A 15,908-nucleotide genomic window follows, 5' to 3' on the forward strand; every position below is an offset into this window, starting at 1 on the left:
GGCTACGAAGCCGTCCCGATCGCCTACTACACCGGTTGCGACTCCGCACAGACGGCAGGCCACGACGCCAGCATCACCATGGCCGAGCTGACGCGTGCCGCTCACCGCACACCCTTCGCCGTCCTCGCCCCACCGGGGAGACGTGCACCCGCATACGCACGCACCTGGCCCGACGAGCGGGTCGGCGTTCTCCAGGCGTACGTGGCGCCCGACGCACAGCGGGGGAGGTGACCGCGTGTCCGCGACCGAGACCCTGCAGGTCGCCGCAGGCAGACGCCTGTATTTCCAACTGGGAACCACCCTGGTGGTACTTGCCGCCGCCGGCGCGGTGCTCGCCGCGCACCGGGCCACGCTGGACAGCGGCACCGACCGGCTGGCCGCCGCCGACGGGGAGTGGCTGGTCCTCGCCTGCCTCGCCGCCGTCGCCACATGGGTGTGCGCGGCAGTGGCGCAGCAGGGCGCGGTGGTCGAACGCCTGCCCAGAGGGCGGCTGGTGGCGGCGCAGTTCGCGGCCGGTGCCGCCAATCACCTCCTTCCGGCGGGGGCCGGAGCGGCGGTGGTCAATCTGCGGTTCCTGAGGCGGTGCGGGCTGTCCACTCGGCGCTCGGCGACCGCGCTGGGGGTGAAGGCGGCCGTGGGCGGGATCGTGCGGTGCGTGCTGGGCGTAGTGCTGCTGGTCGCCTCACCCGGCACGGTTCATCTCTCGGCTCGGATCCCGCATGTGCTGGTCCTGCTGCCGGTGGCGGCCGGAGCCGTCGTGCTGGCAGTCGCGATCAGCCGCCGCCTCCGACGAGTGGTGAGCCGGGCCTTCGCCGACGTACGCGACGTGCACCGGAGCCGGGCGCGGGCCTGTGCGTTGTGGGGCGGGTCGGTCGCGTTCGCTCTGCTGCACGCCGGGGTGGTCGTCGCCGTGGTCCATGCCATCGGTCTCGGCCTCCCCACCAGCCGGGTCGTCATGGCCTACCTGGTCGCCAGTGGCGCGGCGGCGCTGCTGCCCACGCCGGGCGGACTCGGATCGCTGGACGCGGCGCTCGCCTTCGCGCTCACGGAGGCCGGGGCGCCGGGATCAGCGGCGGTCTCGGCGGTGCTGGGCTACCGCCTGCTGACCGGATGGCTTCCGATGGTTCCCGGGCTGCTGGTCCTGGCACTGCTGGCCCGCCGCTCGGCACTGTGAACCGCCCGCCTGACTCGTGCTCCTCCTCCCGGTCCTGTGAGTCCGGTTTCTCAGCCCTGCGGATCCGGTTGCCGTTCCAGCCGGTACCCGTGCCCGCGCAACGTAGTGATCTCCGGCAGCCGGGTGGGCTGTTCGCTCGCCTGCGCCGCCTCGGTGAGCCTCCGCCGCAGGCTCGCCATGGTCACGTCCAGGGTCTTGGTGGAGCCGAACCAGTTCTCGTCCCACACCTCGGCCATCAGTGTCTCGCGCGAGACCGCCTCGCCGACCCGCTCGGCCAGCACCGCGAGCAGGTCGAACTCCTTGGCCCGCAGCGGGACGTCGACGCCGTGCAGTGCGCAGCGCCGGGCGGGGACGTCGACGACCAGGTCGCCCAGCCGCACCGGCTCCCGGGCCGGCGCGGCCACCGCGTGCCGCCGCAGGTGCGCTCGCAGCCGGGCGAGCAGCACGGTCAGGCTGAACGGCTTGACCAGGTAGTCGTCGGCCCCCGCGTCCAGCCCTGCGATGATGTCGATGTCGTCGGTCCGTGCCGTCAGGACGACGATCAGCAGGTCGGGGAGGCGGGCGCGCAGCTGCCGGGCGACGTCCAGGCCGTCCATGTCCGGCAGGCCCAGGTCCAGCAGCAGCACGTCGTACGGTCCCCGCGCTGCTTCCGTCAGCGCGCCGGCTCCGGTGCGGCACCACGTCGGAGCGTAGTCGTGGCCGCGCAGGCCGGTTTCCAGGTGGCGGCCGATGGTTTCGTCGTCCTCGACGACGAGGACGCGCAGTCGGCTGCGGTCCGGTGCGGCGGGCATGCGCATGGTCGACAGCCTAGGAGCCGCTGGGGCGAGGGGCTCGTCGCCGGTGTACGCCGTGTTCACAGGTCGCGGAGCTCTTCCACGGCGGGGCGGTGGCTGCCGCGGCTGCCGTTGAGGGCCGCGGCGAGGACGGCGGCGAGGGCGGCTGCCCCGGTGAGCGCCAGATAGACACCGGGGATCGACAGAGCCGCCGGCGGGGGATCGAAGACCCCCGTCAGGACCTTGACCAGCATTTCCGACAGGGCCCAGCCGATGAGGGCGCCTCCGGCCAGACCGCCGGCGGCCAGGAGCAGGGCCTCGGAGAGGACCATGCCGCGCAGGTGGCGTGGTTGCGCGCCGAGGACGGTCGCGATGGCGAAGGTGCGGCGGCGTTCGGCGAGTCCGAGGGCGAGGACGAGGCCGCCGGATCCGGCGGCGAGCAGCACGGCGAAGGCGAGCTCGATACGGGTGAGGCCGGCCAGGTCGACGGAGGTCAGGCTGGTGCCGACGGTGCCGCGGGTCTGGGTGAGGTCGGTGACGGTGGCCCGGGTACCGAGCTGCTTGCGCAGCTGGCCGGCGATCTGTGGCTGGTTCGTGCCACCGGTGTCGAGGAGGAAGGCCCCGACCGCGTCGCTGCCGGTGGCCTTGGCGATGTAGGAGGCGTTGGCGACGAAGAAGCTGTCCTTGGGGGCGGTGGGGAACTCCTTGGCGATACCGGCGTAGTGGAAGGGGACCGTGCGCAGGGCCTTGGTGCGGGCGTCCTGGATACGCAGGTTGAGGGTGTCGCCGGGGGAGAGCTGGAAGTCGTTGACGGTCTCGACGCTGACCAGGAGGTTGTCCGGGCGCTGCGCGAGGCGGCGCATCAGCTGGTGGGCGGTGCCGCCCGCGAAGTAGGCGTCCTGGAGGGAGGTGGCCTTGGCGATGGTGTCCGGTCGGACGCCGTAGAGGTCCTGGAGGTCGGAGCCGACGTAGGCGAAGCGGTGCTGGAGGGGTTCGGCGTGCCGTACGCCGGAGAGCTTCAGGCTGTTCCCGGCGGTGGGTGGGACCTGGGTGCCGGGTGGTTCGGTGACGGTGACGTCGGCGCCGTTGGTCAGCCGGGCGTCGACCTCGGCCTGCTGGTGGTAGGTGGCGTTGAAGACGGCGGTGGAGATCGCGAAGGAGACGGCGAGGGCGAGCAGGACCACCGACCGGGCGAACGGGCGGCGGCGCCGGGCCAGGACGGCCGCGGTGGTGCCGGCCAGGGTCGCGGTCAGCGGCCGGACCAGCCGGGCCAGGGCGGGTCGGCCGTGGGCGAGGGCGAGCAGGGTGAGGCGCCACAGCAGCAGGGCCGCGCCGATCCACAGCAGGGCGGGGCCGAGGAAGGCCCAGTAGGACACCGAGATGCTGGGCACGCCCTCGGGCGCGAGGACGAGCGCGTACTGGTTGGCGGAGGAGGCGCGGAAGACGAGCCAGGAGCCGATCAGGAGGGCGAAGTCCAGGCCGTAGCGCATCCACCAGGGCGACCGGGAGCGTCGTACGTCCTCCTGCTTGCGGGTGTCGGCGACGGTGACCGCGCGCAGGTCCCGGAGTGCGGGGACGAGGACGGCGCCTGCGGCCACCGCGGCTCCGAGGACGAAGGCGACTGCGTACCAGACTGACCAGGATCCCGCGCTCGCGCCGAAGGAGGCGGTGCCGAAGGCGAGGCGGCCGGTGAGGGCTGCGATGCCCAGTCCTGCCAGGCCGCCGAGGAGGCCGATCAAGGCGGCCTCCAGTCCGGCGAGAGCGGTGATTTGGCGGGGCCGCAGCCCGCGCAGTCGTAGCAGCCCCTGTTCCTGCCGGCGCCGTTCGCCGCCGGCCGAGGCGACTGCCACCGTGAGCGCGGCGGCCAGCACGCCACCCGGCAAGCCGAGGAAGAGGAAGAGGATCTGGGCGTACAGGGCGTCCTGGCGGGCGGAGTCCAGGGCGGCGCCGACGTTGTCGCCGACCAGGGCGGTGCCCGCGGAGCGGGCTTCGAGGTTGTGGGCGGCGCCGGTGACGGAGGTGTAGGCGGCGGCGGGATCGGAGGGCAGCCGGGTGTTGTCGCGGGTGGCGTGGATCTGGGTGGTGACGCCGGTGGCGCCGCGGGTCAGGGAGGCGAACTGGGCGGCGGGCAGCAGGACGACGTTGTCCGGGGGCGCGGTCGGCTGGGACTGGCTGGGCGCGCCGACGGTCTGGAAGAGGGAGTCGGCCTGGGGGAGGTCGACGACACCGTCCACCTTCACCTGGCGCGGTGCGGCGCCGGGCAGCTGGATGCCGATGGTGTCGCCGGGGGCGGCGTGCAGGTTGGAGGCGGTCTGCTGGGCCAGCAGGACGCCGGTGGCGGAGCCGGAGAGTGTGCGGATGGCGTCGGGGAAGCGGGTGCGGTAGCCGTCGGGCAGGCCGAGGGCCATGCCGGGACCCGTGGTCTGGGTGCTGCCCTGCACGCGAGCGGTGAAGCCGTTGGTGTGCGCGAAGCCGACGGGCAGGGCGGCGCGGGTGCCCGGGGCCCTGCCCACCAGGGACAGGACCGAGTTCGGGTCGGCGCCGGGCTGCACCTGGACCTGCCAGTCCACGGCGACCGAGCGCACAGCACGCTGGGTCATGGTCGCCTTCGACGCGGTGAGGAAGGAGCCGAGCGCGGCGACCAGGGCGACCGCGAGCGCGATGCCGGTCAGGGCGGCCAGGAGCCGTCCGGCGCGGTGGCGGGCCAGCCCGCGGGCCCATGCGGCGATCATGACACTTCCTCGGGTGCGAGAGGTGCGAGCAGCCGTCCGTCGCGCATGCTGCGCCGGACGGTGAGCCGGGCGGCGACGGCCGGGTCGTGGGTCGTGACGACGAGGGCCGCGCCGGTGTGGTCGGCGGCCGTCAACAGGGCGTCCAGGACGCGGGCGCCGGTGGCGTGGTCGAGGCGGCCGGTGGGCTCGTCGGCCAGGATCAGACGGGGCGCCTGGGCCAGGACCCGGGCGGCGGCCACCCGCTGGGCCTGGCCGCCGGAGATCTCCTCGGGGAGCCGGTCGGCCAGGTCCGCGGCGTCCACGAGGGCGAGTGCCGCGAGCGCGCACAGTCGCGCCTCGCCCTCCGGACGATCGGTGAGGACCAGGGGAAGGGCGGTGTTCTCGGCCACGTTCAGGGCGGGGATCAGGCTGTCGCCCTGGAAGACCAGACCGATGTCGTACGGCCCGAGGGAGGCGCCCCGGGTGACCGTGCCGCTGGTGGGCTGTTCGAGCCCCGCGAGCAGGTGCAGCAGCGAACTCTTGCCCGACCCCGAGGGACCGACGACAGCGAGCCGGTCCCCGGCCCGTATCTCCAGGTCGGCCCCGTGCACGGCCACCACCGACTCTACTCCCCGGCCGAAGGTCAGGGCCGCGTCCGCGCAGCTGACGAGCATCTCATCCGACGACATCGCGCGCCTCCCCGCGGTCTTGCGGCCGGGTGTCGGTGGCCTTCCCGTCCATCAGGGTGATCACCCGGTCCGCGACGCGGACGGCTTCCCGGCTGTGCGTGACGATCAGCACCGCGCACCCCTCCGCGGCCCGCTCCCGCAGCATCGACAGGACCAACTGCTCCGTCTCTCCGTCCAGTTCACCGGTCGGCTCGTCGGCCAGCAGAACGGCGGGCGCGTTGGCCAGCGCCACGGCCAGCCCGGCCCGCGCCAGCTCTCCACCGGACAGCTGGCGCGGCAAGGCGTGCGCCCGGGTGGCCAGCCCCACCCGGGCCAGCAGTTCCTCGGCCGGTACGCGGGTCCTGCGTCCCTGCGCCCGCTGCGGCAGACGGACGTTGTCCCGCACACTCAGGTGCGGCAGCAGGTTGCGGGTCTGCAGCAGGACGCCGACGTGCCGGGCCCGCAGCCGGGCCCGCTCGGTCTCGGGCCGGTGGCTGATCCGTACGCCGTCGACGTGGACCTCCCCGCCGGAGGGCTCGTCGAGTCCGGCAAGGCACGCCAGCAGGGTCGACTTGCCGGCCCCGGACGGGCCCACGACCGCGACCGTCTCACCGCGCCGTACCTTCAGGGACACCCCGCGCAGCGCGAGTGTCTCCTCCTCCCCGGCCCGGTAGAAGCGGTACAGCTCGCGGGCCGTGAGGACATCGTCGGAGCCGCCGCCGGTGTGTGTGCTGTCGGACATGGGGCTCACCGCCAGGTGAAGGAGTCGCTGACGGTGCGCCACGGATCGACGTTGTCCGCCTTGACCGGTCCGGACAGGGTCAGGTCCACCTCGTGCCCCGCGCGGTAGAACGCGTACCGCTCGAAGGCGTCCCGCACCACCTTTCCGGTGACCGGGTCCTTCGCCGAGTCCCCCTGGTAGGTGAGCAGGACCACCCGGCCGGCGTGCCGGGTCACCTCACTCACCTTGGGCGCGGCGAACTTCGGCACCTGGGTGCGGAGTTGGGGTACGACCGTGTTGGTGACCGAGCCGACCGTGGGTGCGCCGGAGGCGGAAACCGCAGCGATCTTCACGGTGTTGAGTTTGTCGGTGAACGCGGTGGTGCCGCCCTGGCCGGTGCGGGCCCAGCCCTCGGGCACCTTCAGGGTGAAGCCGGTGAAGGATCCGCCGGTCGGCCGGTAGGAGACGTACACCTGGTTGTCGGGGATGTCGCCGGGCGGGTTGGACTCGGTGGGCGCCGGCTTGTTCTGTCCGCTGACGGTGGTCGAACCGGACGCAGGGCTACCGGAGCCGGCGTGCGACCCGGAACCGGAACAGCCGGCGGTCACCGCCGCCACGACGCTCAGCCCGACGACGGCGTACGTCCTTGTGTGTGCTGCCATGGCCACTGCCCTCCAGGGGTGTCCTCGGACCGGACGGTCATGGCACCGACGCTAGGAAGCCGCCGGTTAACGCCCCGCTCGCCGAGGGTTAGACGACGGCAAAAGCGTGTGGCGCAGTGCATCCGCCCAGGTGAACGGCCCGCATGATGAGGACATGAGACAGCGCGTGGTGCGAGTCGCCCTGACCGTCGCTCTGGTCGCCGTCGTCCTCCTCGCCGTCCCGCTGGCCCTGGCGATCAGGTCGTCCCTGTACGCCGACCAGCGCGACACCCTGGAACGGTCGGCCCTGGCCGCGGCCGTACATGTGAGCCCGGACTACGTGACGGGCGATCCGGTGGAACTGCCCGCGCCCCCGTCTGGCGGGCATCTGGGCCTGTACGACCCTCAATTGCGACTGCGCGCGGGCAGCGGCCCCAGGTCTGGAGACACCCCGGTCCGGCAAGGCCTTGGCGGTGAGGTGGTACGCGGCCGGGCGGGCCCGGACCTCGTGGTGGCCGTACCCGTCTCCCACGCCGAGAAGGTGATCGGCGTCGTACGGGCCTCATCTCCCGCCGTTGCCGTACGGAACCGGGTCGCCGTCGCCTGGCTGCTGCTGCTCGGCGTGGCCGCGATTGCGCTGACCGTCGCTGTCCTTGTCGCCCGCCGTCAGGCCCGGGTGCTGGCCGCGCCGCTGGAGGACCTCTCCCGCCAGTGCCGGGCGGTGACCGAAGGCGACCTGAACGTACGGGCCGCCCGGAGCAGCATCGCCGAGATCGACCAGGTCGCCCGCACCCACAACGAGATGCTGCACAGCCTTTCGAAACTCCTGCGCCGCGAACGTGACTTCACAGCCAACGCCTCCCACCAGCTGCGCACCCCGCTCACCGGCCTGCAACTCGCCCTGGAGGCGGGCCTCGCCCAGGACGACGACGCCCGGCTGCGGCCCGTACTGGCCGAGGCGCTGGCCACCACACAACGCCTGCACCACACAGTGGAGGAGGTGCTGCGCCTGTCCCGCTCCGGAGAGATGGCTCGCCCCGCCGCCGGGACGGTCGCCGTACGACAGCTGCTGCGGGAGACGGAGGAGCGATGGCACGGCCTCTTCGCCCAGGACGGCAGACGCCTGGAGTGCGCCACCCAGGAGACACGGGCCGACATCCGGGTTCCGGGCGCGTCCGTCTCGGAGGTGCTCGGCATCCTGCTGGACAACGCCCGGGTGCACGGGCGCGGCACGGTCCGGGTGGCGGTGCGGGACCTGGAGGATGCTCTCGCCTTCGATGTGAGCGACGAGGGCGCCGTGACGGGCGAGTACCCCCGGCTCTTCGACCGTGGGCGCACCGGCGACGGGGAGGGGACGGGCATTGGCCTGGCTCTCGCCCGTGACCTGGCCGTCTCGCTCGGCGGCAGGCTCTCCCTGACCAACCGACACCCGGCCACGTTCACCCTGCTCCTTCCCGTCGACCAGGATGAGACACAGAGGACAGGGACACCGGGGTGAGACGGGCCGCGTACCGCGCCGAGAGGCCGGCCGGCGAAACGTAGGGACGTGCCACCGGAACTGGCCTCTGTCCTCGGTCAGGGCGGTGACGTGGTCGGCCTTGGTCACCGTCGTGCATTGACGATCAGGGCAGGGTGGCGGGACTGAGCGCCGGGGTGTCGTGGGCGGCGCGGGGGTGGGACAGGGCGAGGTAGCCGACCAGCGCGGCGCACACCAGCGCGGCGAGGATCGCCGTGGTGCCGAAGCCGACGCCGATACCGAGCGGTTTGTCCATGCCGAGCCAGTCGGCGAGCGAGGCGCCGAGGGGGCGGGTGAGGACGTACGAGGCCCAGAACGCGGCGATGGCGTTGAGCCCGGCGAAGCGGTGCAGCAGCCACGGCACGAGGATCGCCGCGCCGAACAGCAGCGCGGAGTGCACGAATCCGAGGTCGAGATAGAAGCCGGTGAGGTCGCCGGCGGCGGTGCCCAGGGCGAAGGTGAGCATCACGGTCAGCCAGTAGAAGACCTCGCGCCGGCGCGTGGTGACGGAGTGGATCGACAGCGTGCGCTCGGTCGCGTACCAGGCGGCGAAGCACCCGGCCAGGGCGATTGCGTACCCGGTCGTCGTGACCGGCAGGGGCACGTGCAGGCCGACGCGGAAGCAGTCGGCGGCGGCGGTGCCGAAGACCGCGATCATCGCGACGGTGAACCAGTACGGCGCGGGGTGGTAGCGGGAGGCGCGGAACTGCCACCAGAAGGCGCCCACCAGGGCGGCGGCGCTCGCCCCGGCGGACAGCCACAGGCTCCACTGGCCGAGGAAGTCGGAGGTGGCCTCACCCATGCCGGTGGTGAGGACCTTGACGATCCAGAAGAGCGCGGTGGCCGCGGCGACTTTCGTCGGCGCATTCACCGGTGTTTCCTTTTCCATTTCCGGCCCTCTGCTTCCCTGTGATTTATCTGTGTCGTTTTCCGGATGTTGTCCTTCCGGCGAGGTTAGAAATACGGGCGGGAGCGGCGCGTCAGCCGATGGTCGCTACTTTCCGCAGGTGTACGACCTTCGGTTGATGTCCCGTCGGCCTGTGTCCCGTAGCCTCGGACGCGTGATTTCGATCGGCCCGGAATTCCTGGAGCATGTACGTCGGCCGGCCCTGGCGCCCTTGCTGGTGTTCGGGCCGACCCTCGTCTGCGCCGCCATGGCGGTCCACGAATTGCTCTACAACCGCTCCAGTGCGGTGGACTGGACACTGGCGGCGGCAGTGATCGCGCCGCTGGTGTTGCGCCGCCGGGGCCCGGTCGCCGTGTTCTGGTGCTGCTGGCTGGTGGCCGTGCTGACGTGGGCCCTGGGCACGGTCTCGCTCGCCGAGCTGGCGGTCCTCGTCGCCCTGTACACCGTCGCCGCCGAGCGCGGCCTGCGGTACTCGCTGAGCGCGGCGGCCGCCGTCGCGGCCGGTGCCGGTGTGGTGGCGGTGCGGTTCGGGCCGCCGGGCAGTGTCAATGACGTCGTGGTGGTGCTCGTCGGCCTGGCTGCGGCGGCCTTCTTCCTGGGGACGACCGTGCGGGCGCAGAGCCGCTACCTGGCCTCCGTCGAGGACCGCACCCAGCGACTGGAGCAGGAGCGTGCCCAGCAGGCCCGGCTGGCCGCGGCGGCCGAACGCACCCGTATCGCACGGGAGATGCACGACATCGTCGCCCACGGGCTGGTCGTTGCCGTCGCCCTCGCCGAGGCCGCCGCGGCCACGACGGCGACCGATCCGGACGGCGCCCGCGACAAGATGCTCAAGGCCGCCTCGACCGGCCGGCAGTCCCTGACCGGCATGCGCCGCCTGCTCGGCGTCCTGCGGGCGGAGGACGGAGCCGACCGGGCACCGCAGCCGGACCTCGGCTCGCTCAAGACCCTGGTGGACGAGACCCGCCGCACCGGCCTGGACGTCCGGCTGACCGAGACCGGCACTGAGCAGCAGCTGGACGCCGAAGTGCAGACCACGCTCTTCCGGATCGTGCAGGAGTCACTCACGAACGTCGTCAAGCACGCGCCGGAGGCGTCGACGGTCGACATCGTCCTGCACCGCGATTCCTCCAGGGTCGCCTTCACCGTCACCGACGACGGCAGACCGGTCGCCGGCACCCGCCCGCGCACCGGCAACGGTCTGACCGGGATGCGGGAGCGAGTCGCCCTGTTCGACGGCGACCTGACCGTGGGACCCACCACCACGGGCTGGACGGTCTCCGGCGAGCTGAAGCTGAGCGAGCCGCGATGACCATCAAGGTCCTCCTCGCCGACGACCAGGCGCTCGTCCGCATGGCGTTCCGCAGCCTGCTCGGCACGATGCCGGACATCACGGTCGTCGCGGAGGCAGCAGACGGCCGGCAGGCCGTCGACCTCGTCCGGCGGACGACACCGGACGTGGTCCTCATGGACGTCCGCATGCCCGTGATGGACGGCATCGAGGCGACCCGCCGGATCGCGAGCGCCTCGCCCTGCCGCGTCCTCATCCTGACCACCTTCGACCTCGACGAGTACGCGTTCGAGGGGCTGCGGGCGGGGGCCTGCGGATTCCTCCTCAAGGACGTCGTCCCGGCCGTGCTGCACGCGGCGATCCGGGCCGTGGCCCGCGGCGATGCGGTACTCACCCCGCGCATCACCCGCGACCTCGTCGACCGCTTCGCCAAGGCCGCGCCCTGGCCGCGCGACGAGGTGGCCGGCGCGCTGTTCGCCCAGCTGACGGCCAGAGAACGGGACGTCTTCCACCTCATCGCGACTGGCCTGACGAACGCGGAGATCGCCCGGCACCTCCGTCTCACGGAGGCCACCGTCAAGACCCACATCACGCGCATCCTGGCCAAGCTGCAACTCCGGGACCGGGTCCAAGTGGTGATATTCGCCTACGAACACCAGCTGCGCCCGCACGGAGTCTGACCGCTCGCGCCCGCGAGCGGCGGTAAGAGACGGACGCCTTCCCGGTGGGTGATTTCACGCAAACCGCTTACCGACTACAACCTTGTAGACATCAGGTGAACTGTAGATGATCGATACGGGGCGTCCATTCGTCCCTGCCCTGAACGCGGAAGCGTGACCTCCGTGCCGGGGTGGTCGGGCGAACCTCCGGCTCGGCGGAACCTCGCCGTTCCAGCTTACCTCTACATGATGTAGTGGATGGCTCTCGGGTGGTCGGTCATATGTGGTTGCCGCCCGACGGAGGAGAAGCAGAGGAGGCAGTCCTTGACTGACACCCATCGTGGCGGAATGGGCGTCGAGATCCCTCGTCGTGCCGCGACGCACCTGGCGGCACCGCCCCCGACCCGGGCCCCAGCCCTCGGTGTCCCGGACTCCGGGCCCCAGCAATGGCATCGGGGTATGACGCTGGTGGCCACGATCAGCCTGTTCATCGGCACGCGCGCCGCCTGGACCACCGCGATGGCGTCGAGCCCGCCGATCGCCGCCGTCATCTCGGTCTGCTACGCCTCGATCCTCGTCTGCGCCGTTCTCGGCCTTCTCGTCCGCACCCGCCGGGCGCTGATCCGGGTCGACGCGGCCGTGCTGGTCACCGCCGTCGCCCTGGTCATCTGCGGCTACCTGCTCGACCACGCCGGCACCGACGAAGCCGCGCTGACCTCCCAGGCCGCGAACCAGATCCTGCACGGCCGACCGGTCTACGGCCAACCGTGGCCCTGGTTGTTCACCACGCACGGCGTCGGGATCACCAAGACCATGTCCGGCGGCGCCGACTACACGTACGGCTATCCGCCGTTGACCGCCCTGCTGGCCGCACCGGTGCACGCCGTCCTCCACTCGACAGCAGCCGCGACCCTGGTCCCCACCCTGGCGCTGCTGGCTTCCTCGGTCCTGCTGTGGTTCCTGCTGCCGGCGCCCTGGCGATCCGCCGGCACGGCCGTCTGTCTCGGCTTCGGCTTCCTGCCCCACTATGCCTACGCCGGCTACCCGGCCATCACGGCCCTCGCCCTGCTCGTCCCCGTCGTGGTCCGCTGGCCCAGCACGGGCGAGGGCGGCCACCTCGGGCCAGGAGGCGTCCTGCGGGGGGCCTGTCTGGGCGCCGCCTGCGCTGCCCAGCAACTCGCCTGGTTCCTCACTCCGTTCCTCCTGATCGGCCTGTACGCCGTCCGGCGCGGCGAACTCGGCCCCCGCCGCGCCCTCGCGGTCACCGCCCGCTACACGGCCACCGCCGCCCTCACCTGGTCCGCAGCCAACGCGTACTTCGCCGTCCAGGACTTCCCGGCCTGGCTGAACGGAATCCTGCTGCCGCTGGAGCAGAAGGCGATCCTGCACGGTCAGGGCGTGATGGGCATCTCCTACTACTTCACCGACGGCAGCAGCCGCCTCGACTACTACTCCTACGGCAGCCAGTTGCTCCTGCTCGGCCTGCTCGCGGCCTCGCTGCTGTACGTCCGGAGACTGGGCCCGGCTCTCACCGTCCTCCCGTGGGTTGCGTTCTACCTGGCCACGCGCTCCCAGGACGGCTACTTCCTGATGATGACCCCGCTGTGGCTGGCGGCCGCCGCCACCGTCCCGGCCGCCGCGTTCGCCACCGCCTGGCAGCCACGCCTGCCCCGCCTCACCGGCCGCCGCGCCAAGGCCGTCGTCGCGGCCGGGCTGCTCGCCCCCGCCCTCGCGTGCGTCGTGATCGCCGCCGCGAGCCCGCCGCCACTGCACATGAGCCTCGCGCCGCACTTCGCCAAACACGGGTCACGTGTCGGTGTCACCACCATCGACGTGCGGGCCGTCAACACTACCGGTACGGCACTTGAACCGCACTTCGCGAGCCGTACCGGCCAGGGCGCCTCCAACTGGTGGACGATCGCCTCAGGCCCCACCGTGCTGGCCCCGCACGCCTCCGCGGACTATCGGGTGGAGCCCGAGGGGGGGTTCCGCGCGATGCCCGGTGGCCACGGGCCCGGAACCTATCTCATCGCCGTCACCGGTACGCCGATGACGATCACGTCCGCCCACATCGCGGCCGCCACTTCCGGCGCCGGCACATGATCCGAGCCTCCTCGCCGGTCACTGCCGTGCGCGACATCCGGACCGTTGGCCCGTGGCGGGGAGGACCGGCCGAAGCGGAGCGCATCTCATTCTCCCCAGATTCTCAACCAGCGGCCCTGGGCGGGCCTACTGGCGACTGCCACGGCTCCCGCGAGGCCTTGGCGCAGGCCCTCGTCGGCCGGTTGGTCAGAGCCAGTCCCTGCGCTTGAAGATGAAGTACAGACTGGTGCATACGACCGCCATCAGGACGATTGCGAAAGGGTACCCGAGTGCCCAGTGCAACTCCGGCATCTCCCTGAAGTTCATGCCGTAGATCGTCCCGACGAGCGTCGGAGCGAACAGAATGGCCGCCCATGAAGAGATCTTCTTGATCTCCTCGTTCTGTTCGAACCCCGCTTCGGCCAACGCCCGCATCTCCGCGTTCTGTTGCTGGGTGACCAGGGTCGCGTTGACCGTGAGGATCTCCGTGAGGGCCTGGCGGAAGCCGTCCACGCGTTCGCTGATGTGGGTGACGTGGTCGGCGACGTCGCGGAGGTAGCGCTGGAGTTCCTCGTCCGTGTCGTACTTGGCGAAACCGGCGATCAGGCTGTGCAGCATGCCGACCAGGGGCCGGGTGGCGCGCTGGAACTCGACCATCTCGCGGGAGAGTTCGTAGATACGGCGGGAGACTTCCGGGTCGCCGCGGAAGACCTCCGTCTCGATCTCGTCGATGTCGTTCTGGACGCCCTCGACGACCGGGGCGTAGCCGTCGACCACCGCGTCGAGTATGGCGTACAGGACCGCCTCCGGGCCGAGCTTCAGCAGGTCGGGGCTGTCCTCCATGCGGTGGCGGACCGCCGAGAGATCCGGTGCCGCGCCGTGCCGGACCGTGATCACGAAGTCCGGGCCCACGAAGACGTGCAGCTCGGCGAAGTCCACCTCCTCCGGTGCGTCCAGATAGCGGGCGGCGCGCAGGACCACGAAGAGCGTGTCGCCGTACCGCTCCAGCTTCGGGCGCTGGTGTGCCTCCATCGCGTCCTCGACCGCGAGCGGATGCAGGTCGAACTCGGAGGCCAGGGAGAGGAGTTCGTCCGAGGTGGGGCGGGCCAGGCCGATCCATGCCATGCCCGCGGGCTGGTCGCGCAGCTCGCGGTACGTCTGCGCGAGGGTCGCCGGCGTCGACACCCGCACCCCGTCGCGGTACAGCGCCGCCTCCACCACGCTGAGCGGCTCACCCGGTGTCGGCGCCGCGGCGCCCGGCTCCGGCAGTTCGGCCGTGTCCCGCTCCGGCGGCAGGGCGCGGCGCCAGACGGACCTTCTGGTGCTCCGGCCGTTCCTGCCGTTCCCGGAGTTCTTCGAAACCGGGCTGGGGCGTCGCTCGGACATCGCGGCCGCCTCTCGAGGGGGACTGCATCGGCGTGATCGGTGTGATCGTAGTGATCAGGCGTGATCAGTGGGTCTCGGAGCAGGATATACGGGGCATACGGGCCCGACGGAGGGAATCAAGGACGGGATTCGGTGAGAGAAGCGGACAGGATCTGTCCCCGAACGACGTTAACGTGCGCGATATGGCGAAGACGTCACCCGGCCCGGTGCTCGGCACCCGCGCCCTCAACCGTGCCACCCTCGACCGTCAGCTGCTGCTGCGCCGCTCACCCCGGTCGGTGAAGGAGGCCGTGACGCATCTCGTCGGCCTCCAGGCGCAGAACGTGAAGCCGCCGTACTACGCCCTCGCCGCCCGCCTCGACGGCTTCGACCCGGAGCGGCTCTCGCGGCTGATGGCGGACCGGGAGGTGGTCCGGATCGTCACCCTGCGGTCGACCATCCACACCCACACCGCCGACGACGCCCGCACCCTGCGCCCGCTCGTCCAGCCCGCCCGGGACCGCGAGCTGACCGCCTTCCGCAAGGGCCTGACCGGCGTCGACCTGGACCGGCTCGCCGCACTCGCCCGTGACCTGGTCGAGGCCGAGCCGCGCACCATGGCCGAGCTGCGCCAAGCCCTTCTCGCCGAGTGGCCCGACGCCGACCCGCAGTCCCTGGCCGTCGCCGCCCGCTGCGGACTGCCCCTCGTCCAGGTCCCCCCGCGTGGCCTGTGGGGCCGGTCCGGGCAGGTCGCCCTCACCACCGCCGAGCACTGGCTGGGCCGCCCCGCCGCACCGGCCCCGGCGCCGGACGACACCGTGCTGCGCTATCTCGCCGCCTTCGGCCCGGCCTCCGTCAAGGACATGCAGACCTGGGCCGGACTCACCCGGCTGCGCGAGGTCTTCGAACGGCTCCGGCCCCGCCTCCTCGCCTTCCGGGACGAGAACGGCGTCGAACTCTTCGACCTGCCCGACGCACCCCGCCCCGACGCCGAGACGCCCGCCCCGCCGCGCTTCCTCCCCGAGTGCGACAACCTTCTCCTCTCGCACGCCGACCGCACCCGGGTCGTCCCGCCCGAGCACCGGGGCCGCCTCTGGCAGGGCAACCAGCCCCACCGGACCCTGCTCGTGGACGGCTTCCTGGCGGGCCTGTGGAAGCCGGTGGACGACACCCTGGTCATCGAGCTCTTCGGGCCGCTGAGCCGGGCCCAGCGAACCGCCGTGCTGGAAGAAGGCGAGCGGATGCTGGCCGTCCTGCACCCCGCGACGTCGTACGACATCCGGTTCGGGACCGTCGCGGCCCGGTGATCTCCCGGTTCGGTCCGCTCGGCCCGGTCGTCGTGACGCCTTCCGCGCCGCTCGTTCGGAGTACATTCACACGGGGCCTCTACAGTCGGGGCC

General features: G+C 72.0%; 13 protein-coding genes and 1 pseudogene. 7 read left to right on the top strand and 7 right to left on the bottom strand.

From position 1 onward, the window contains the following. A pseudogene (locus tag AB0D59_RS27105) lies at positions 1-231 on the top strand (hypothetical protein); the annotation flags it as partial. 4 nt (positions 232-235) lie between these two features. Beyond that, positions 236-1,174, top strand: a complete 939-nt coding sequence (locus AB0D59_RS27110) for a lysylphosphatidylglycerol synthase transmembrane domain-containing protein (protein ID WP_362570364.1) — start codon at positions 236-238, stop codon at positions 1,172-1,174. Positions 1,175-1,224: 50 nt separating this feature from the next. Here AB0D59_RS27110 and AB0D59_RS27115 read toward each other — a convergent pair whose 3' ends face one another. Genes AB0D59_RS27115 through AB0D59_RS27135 form a run of 5 tightly spaced genes read right to left on the bottom strand, consistent with a single transcriptional unit; the run spans position 1,225 to position 6,709 of the window. Continuing rightward, positions 1,225-1,971 (bottom strand): response regulator transcription factor, encoded by a 747-nt coding sequence (locus AB0D59_RS27115; RefSeq protein ID WP_362570367.1) that lies wholly within the window; start codon positions 1,969-1,971, stop codon positions 1,225-1,227. A gap of 56 nt (positions 1,972-2,027) precedes the next feature. Then, a complete protein-coding gene (locus AB0D59_RS27120; protein ID WP_362570370.1) occupies positions 2,028-4,679 on the bottom strand; it encodes an FtsX-like permease family protein in 2,652 nt (883 codons plus the stop codon). After that, the gene (locus tag AB0D59_RS27125) at positions 4,676-5,347 is read right to left on the bottom strand and encodes an ABC transporter ATP-binding protein (protein ID WP_362570372.1); all 672 of its coding nucleotides are present in this window, start codon (positions 5,345-5,347) and stop codon (positions 4,676-4,678) included. The genes AB0D59_RS27120 and AB0D59_RS27125 overlap by 4 nt, the downstream gene beginning before the upstream one ends. Continuing rightward, on the bottom strand, positions 5,334-6,068 hold the full coding sequence (locus tag AB0D59_RS27130) for an ABC transporter ATP-binding protein (RefSeq protein ID WP_362570374.1): 735 nt from the start codon (positions 6,066-6,068) through the stop codon (positions 5,334-5,336). The genes AB0D59_RS27125 and AB0D59_RS27130 overlap by 14 nt, the downstream gene beginning before the upstream one ends. Before the next feature lie 5 nt (positions 6,069-6,073). Further along, entirely contained in the window at positions 6,074-6,709 is a 636-nt protein-coding gene (locus AB0D59_RS27135) for a hypothetical protein (RefSeq protein WP_362570377.1), read from the bottom strand. Positions 6,710-6,863: 154 nt separating this feature from the next. Between AB0D59_RS27135 and AB0D59_RS27140 the strand changes: the two genes are divergently transcribed. Next, on the top strand, positions 6,864-8,186 hold the full coding sequence (locus AB0D59_RS27140; protein ID WP_362570380.1) for a HAMP domain-containing sensor histidine kinase: 1,323 nt from the start codon (positions 6,864-6,866) through the stop codon (positions 8,184-8,186). A 124-nt stretch (positions 8,187-8,310) separates the two neighbouring features. On the opposite strand, the gene AB0D59_RS27145 is transcribed toward AB0D59_RS27140, so the two are convergent. Next, entirely contained in the window at positions 8,311-9,075 is a 765-nt protein-coding gene (locus tag AB0D59_RS27145; RefSeq protein WP_362570382.1) for a hypothetical protein, read from the bottom strand. A gap of 190 nt (positions 9,076-9,265) precedes the next feature. Here AB0D59_RS27145 and AB0D59_RS27150 point away from each other — a divergent pair, with 190 nt between their 5' ends. The 3 genes from AB0D59_RS27150 (at position 9,266) to AB0D59_RS27160 (ending at position 13,164) form a co-directional block, all read left to right on the top strand. Continuing rightward, complete coding sequence (locus AB0D59_RS27150) at positions 9,266-10,423, top strand: histidine kinase (RefSeq protein WP_362570385.1); 1,158 nt, start codon at positions 9,266-9,268, stop codon at positions 10,421-10,423. Continuing rightward, positions 10,420-11,082: a response regulator transcription factor gene (locus tag AB0D59_RS27155; protein ID WP_362570388.1), complete on the top strand. Its 663-nt coding sequence runs from the start codon at positions 10,420-10,422 to the stop codon at positions 11,080-11,082. Before AB0D59_RS27150 ends, AB0D59_RS27155 begins: the two co-directional genes overlap by 4 nt. Positions 11,083-11,520: 438 nt before the next feature. After that, positions 11,521-13,164 (top strand): hypothetical protein, encoded by a 1,644-nt coding sequence (locus tag AB0D59_RS27160; RefSeq protein WP_362570391.1) that lies wholly within the window; start codon positions 11,521-11,523, stop codon positions 13,162-13,164. A 186-nt stretch (positions 13,165-13,350) separates the two neighbouring features. On the opposite strand, the gene AB0D59_RS27165 is transcribed toward AB0D59_RS27160, so the two are convergent. Next, positions 13,351-14,529 carry a magnesium and cobalt transport protein CorA gene (locus tag AB0D59_RS27165; RefSeq protein ID WP_362570394.1) on the bottom strand — a complete coding sequence of 393 codons (1,179 nt, stop codon included), beginning with the start codon at positions 14,527-14,529 and terminating at the stop codon, positions 13,351-13,353. Between the two features lie 182 nt (positions 14,530-14,711). Between AB0D59_RS27165 and AB0D59_RS27170 the strand changes: the two genes are divergently transcribed. Continuing rightward, a complete protein-coding gene (locus AB0D59_RS27170) occupies positions 14,712-15,815 on the top strand; it encodes a winged helix DNA-binding domain-containing protein (protein ID WP_362570397.1) in 1,104 nt (367 codons plus the stop codon). Positions 15,816-15,908: the final 93 nt, after the last annotated feature.

This window comes from Streptomyces sp. NPDC048417 (genome assembly GCF_040651615.1).
In the GTDB taxonomy this organism is placed as follows: Bacteria; Actinomycetota; Actinomycetes; order Streptomycetales; family Streptomycetaceae; genus Streptomyces.

What these genes read in the sequence shown, in the direction of transcription:
- AB0D59_RS27120 (WP_362570370.1), bottom strand. Translation starts at nt 4,679, where the DNA reads ATGATCGCCGCATGGGCCCGCGGGCTGGCCCGCCACCGCGCCGGACGG.
- AB0D59_RS27125 (WP_362570372.1), bottom strand. Translation starts at nt 5,347, where the DNA reads ATGTCGTCGGATGAGATGCTCGTCAGCTGCGCGGACGCGGCCCTGACC.
- AB0D59_RS27165 (WP_362570394.1), bottom strand. Translation starts at nt 14,529, where the DNA reads ATGTCCGAGCGACGCCCCAGCCCGGTTTCGAAGAACTCCGGGAACGGC.
- AB0D59_RS27140 (WP_362570380.1), top strand. Translation starts at nt 6,864, where the DNA reads ATGAGACAGCGCGTGGTGCGAGTCGCCCTGACCGTCGCTCTGGTCGCC.
- AB0D59_RS27115 (WP_362570367.1), bottom strand. Translation starts at nt 1,971, where the DNA reads ATGCGCATGCCCGCCGCACCGGACCGCAGCCGACTGCGCGTCCTCGTC.
- AB0D59_RS27130 (WP_362570374.1), bottom strand. Translation starts at nt 6,068, where the DNA reads ATGTCCGACAGCACACACACCGGCGGCGGCTCCGACGATGTCCTCACG.
- AB0D59_RS27160 (WP_362570391.1), top strand. Translation starts at nt 11,521, where the DNA reads ATGACGCTGGTGGCCACGATCAGCCTGTTCATCGGCACGCGCGCCGCC.
- AB0D59_RS27155 (WP_362570388.1), top strand. Translation starts at nt 10,420, where the DNA reads ATGACCATCAAGGTCCTCCTCGCCGACGACCAGGCGCTCGTCCGCATG.
- AB0D59_RS27170 (WP_362570397.1), top strand. Translation starts at nt 14,712, where the DNA reads ATGGCGAAGACGTCACCCGGCCCGGTGCTCGGCACCCGCGCCCTCAAC.
- AB0D59_RS27135 (WP_362570377.1), bottom strand. Translation starts at nt 6,709, where the DNA reads ATGGCAGCACACACAAGGACGTACGCCGTCGTCGGGCTGAGCGTCGTG.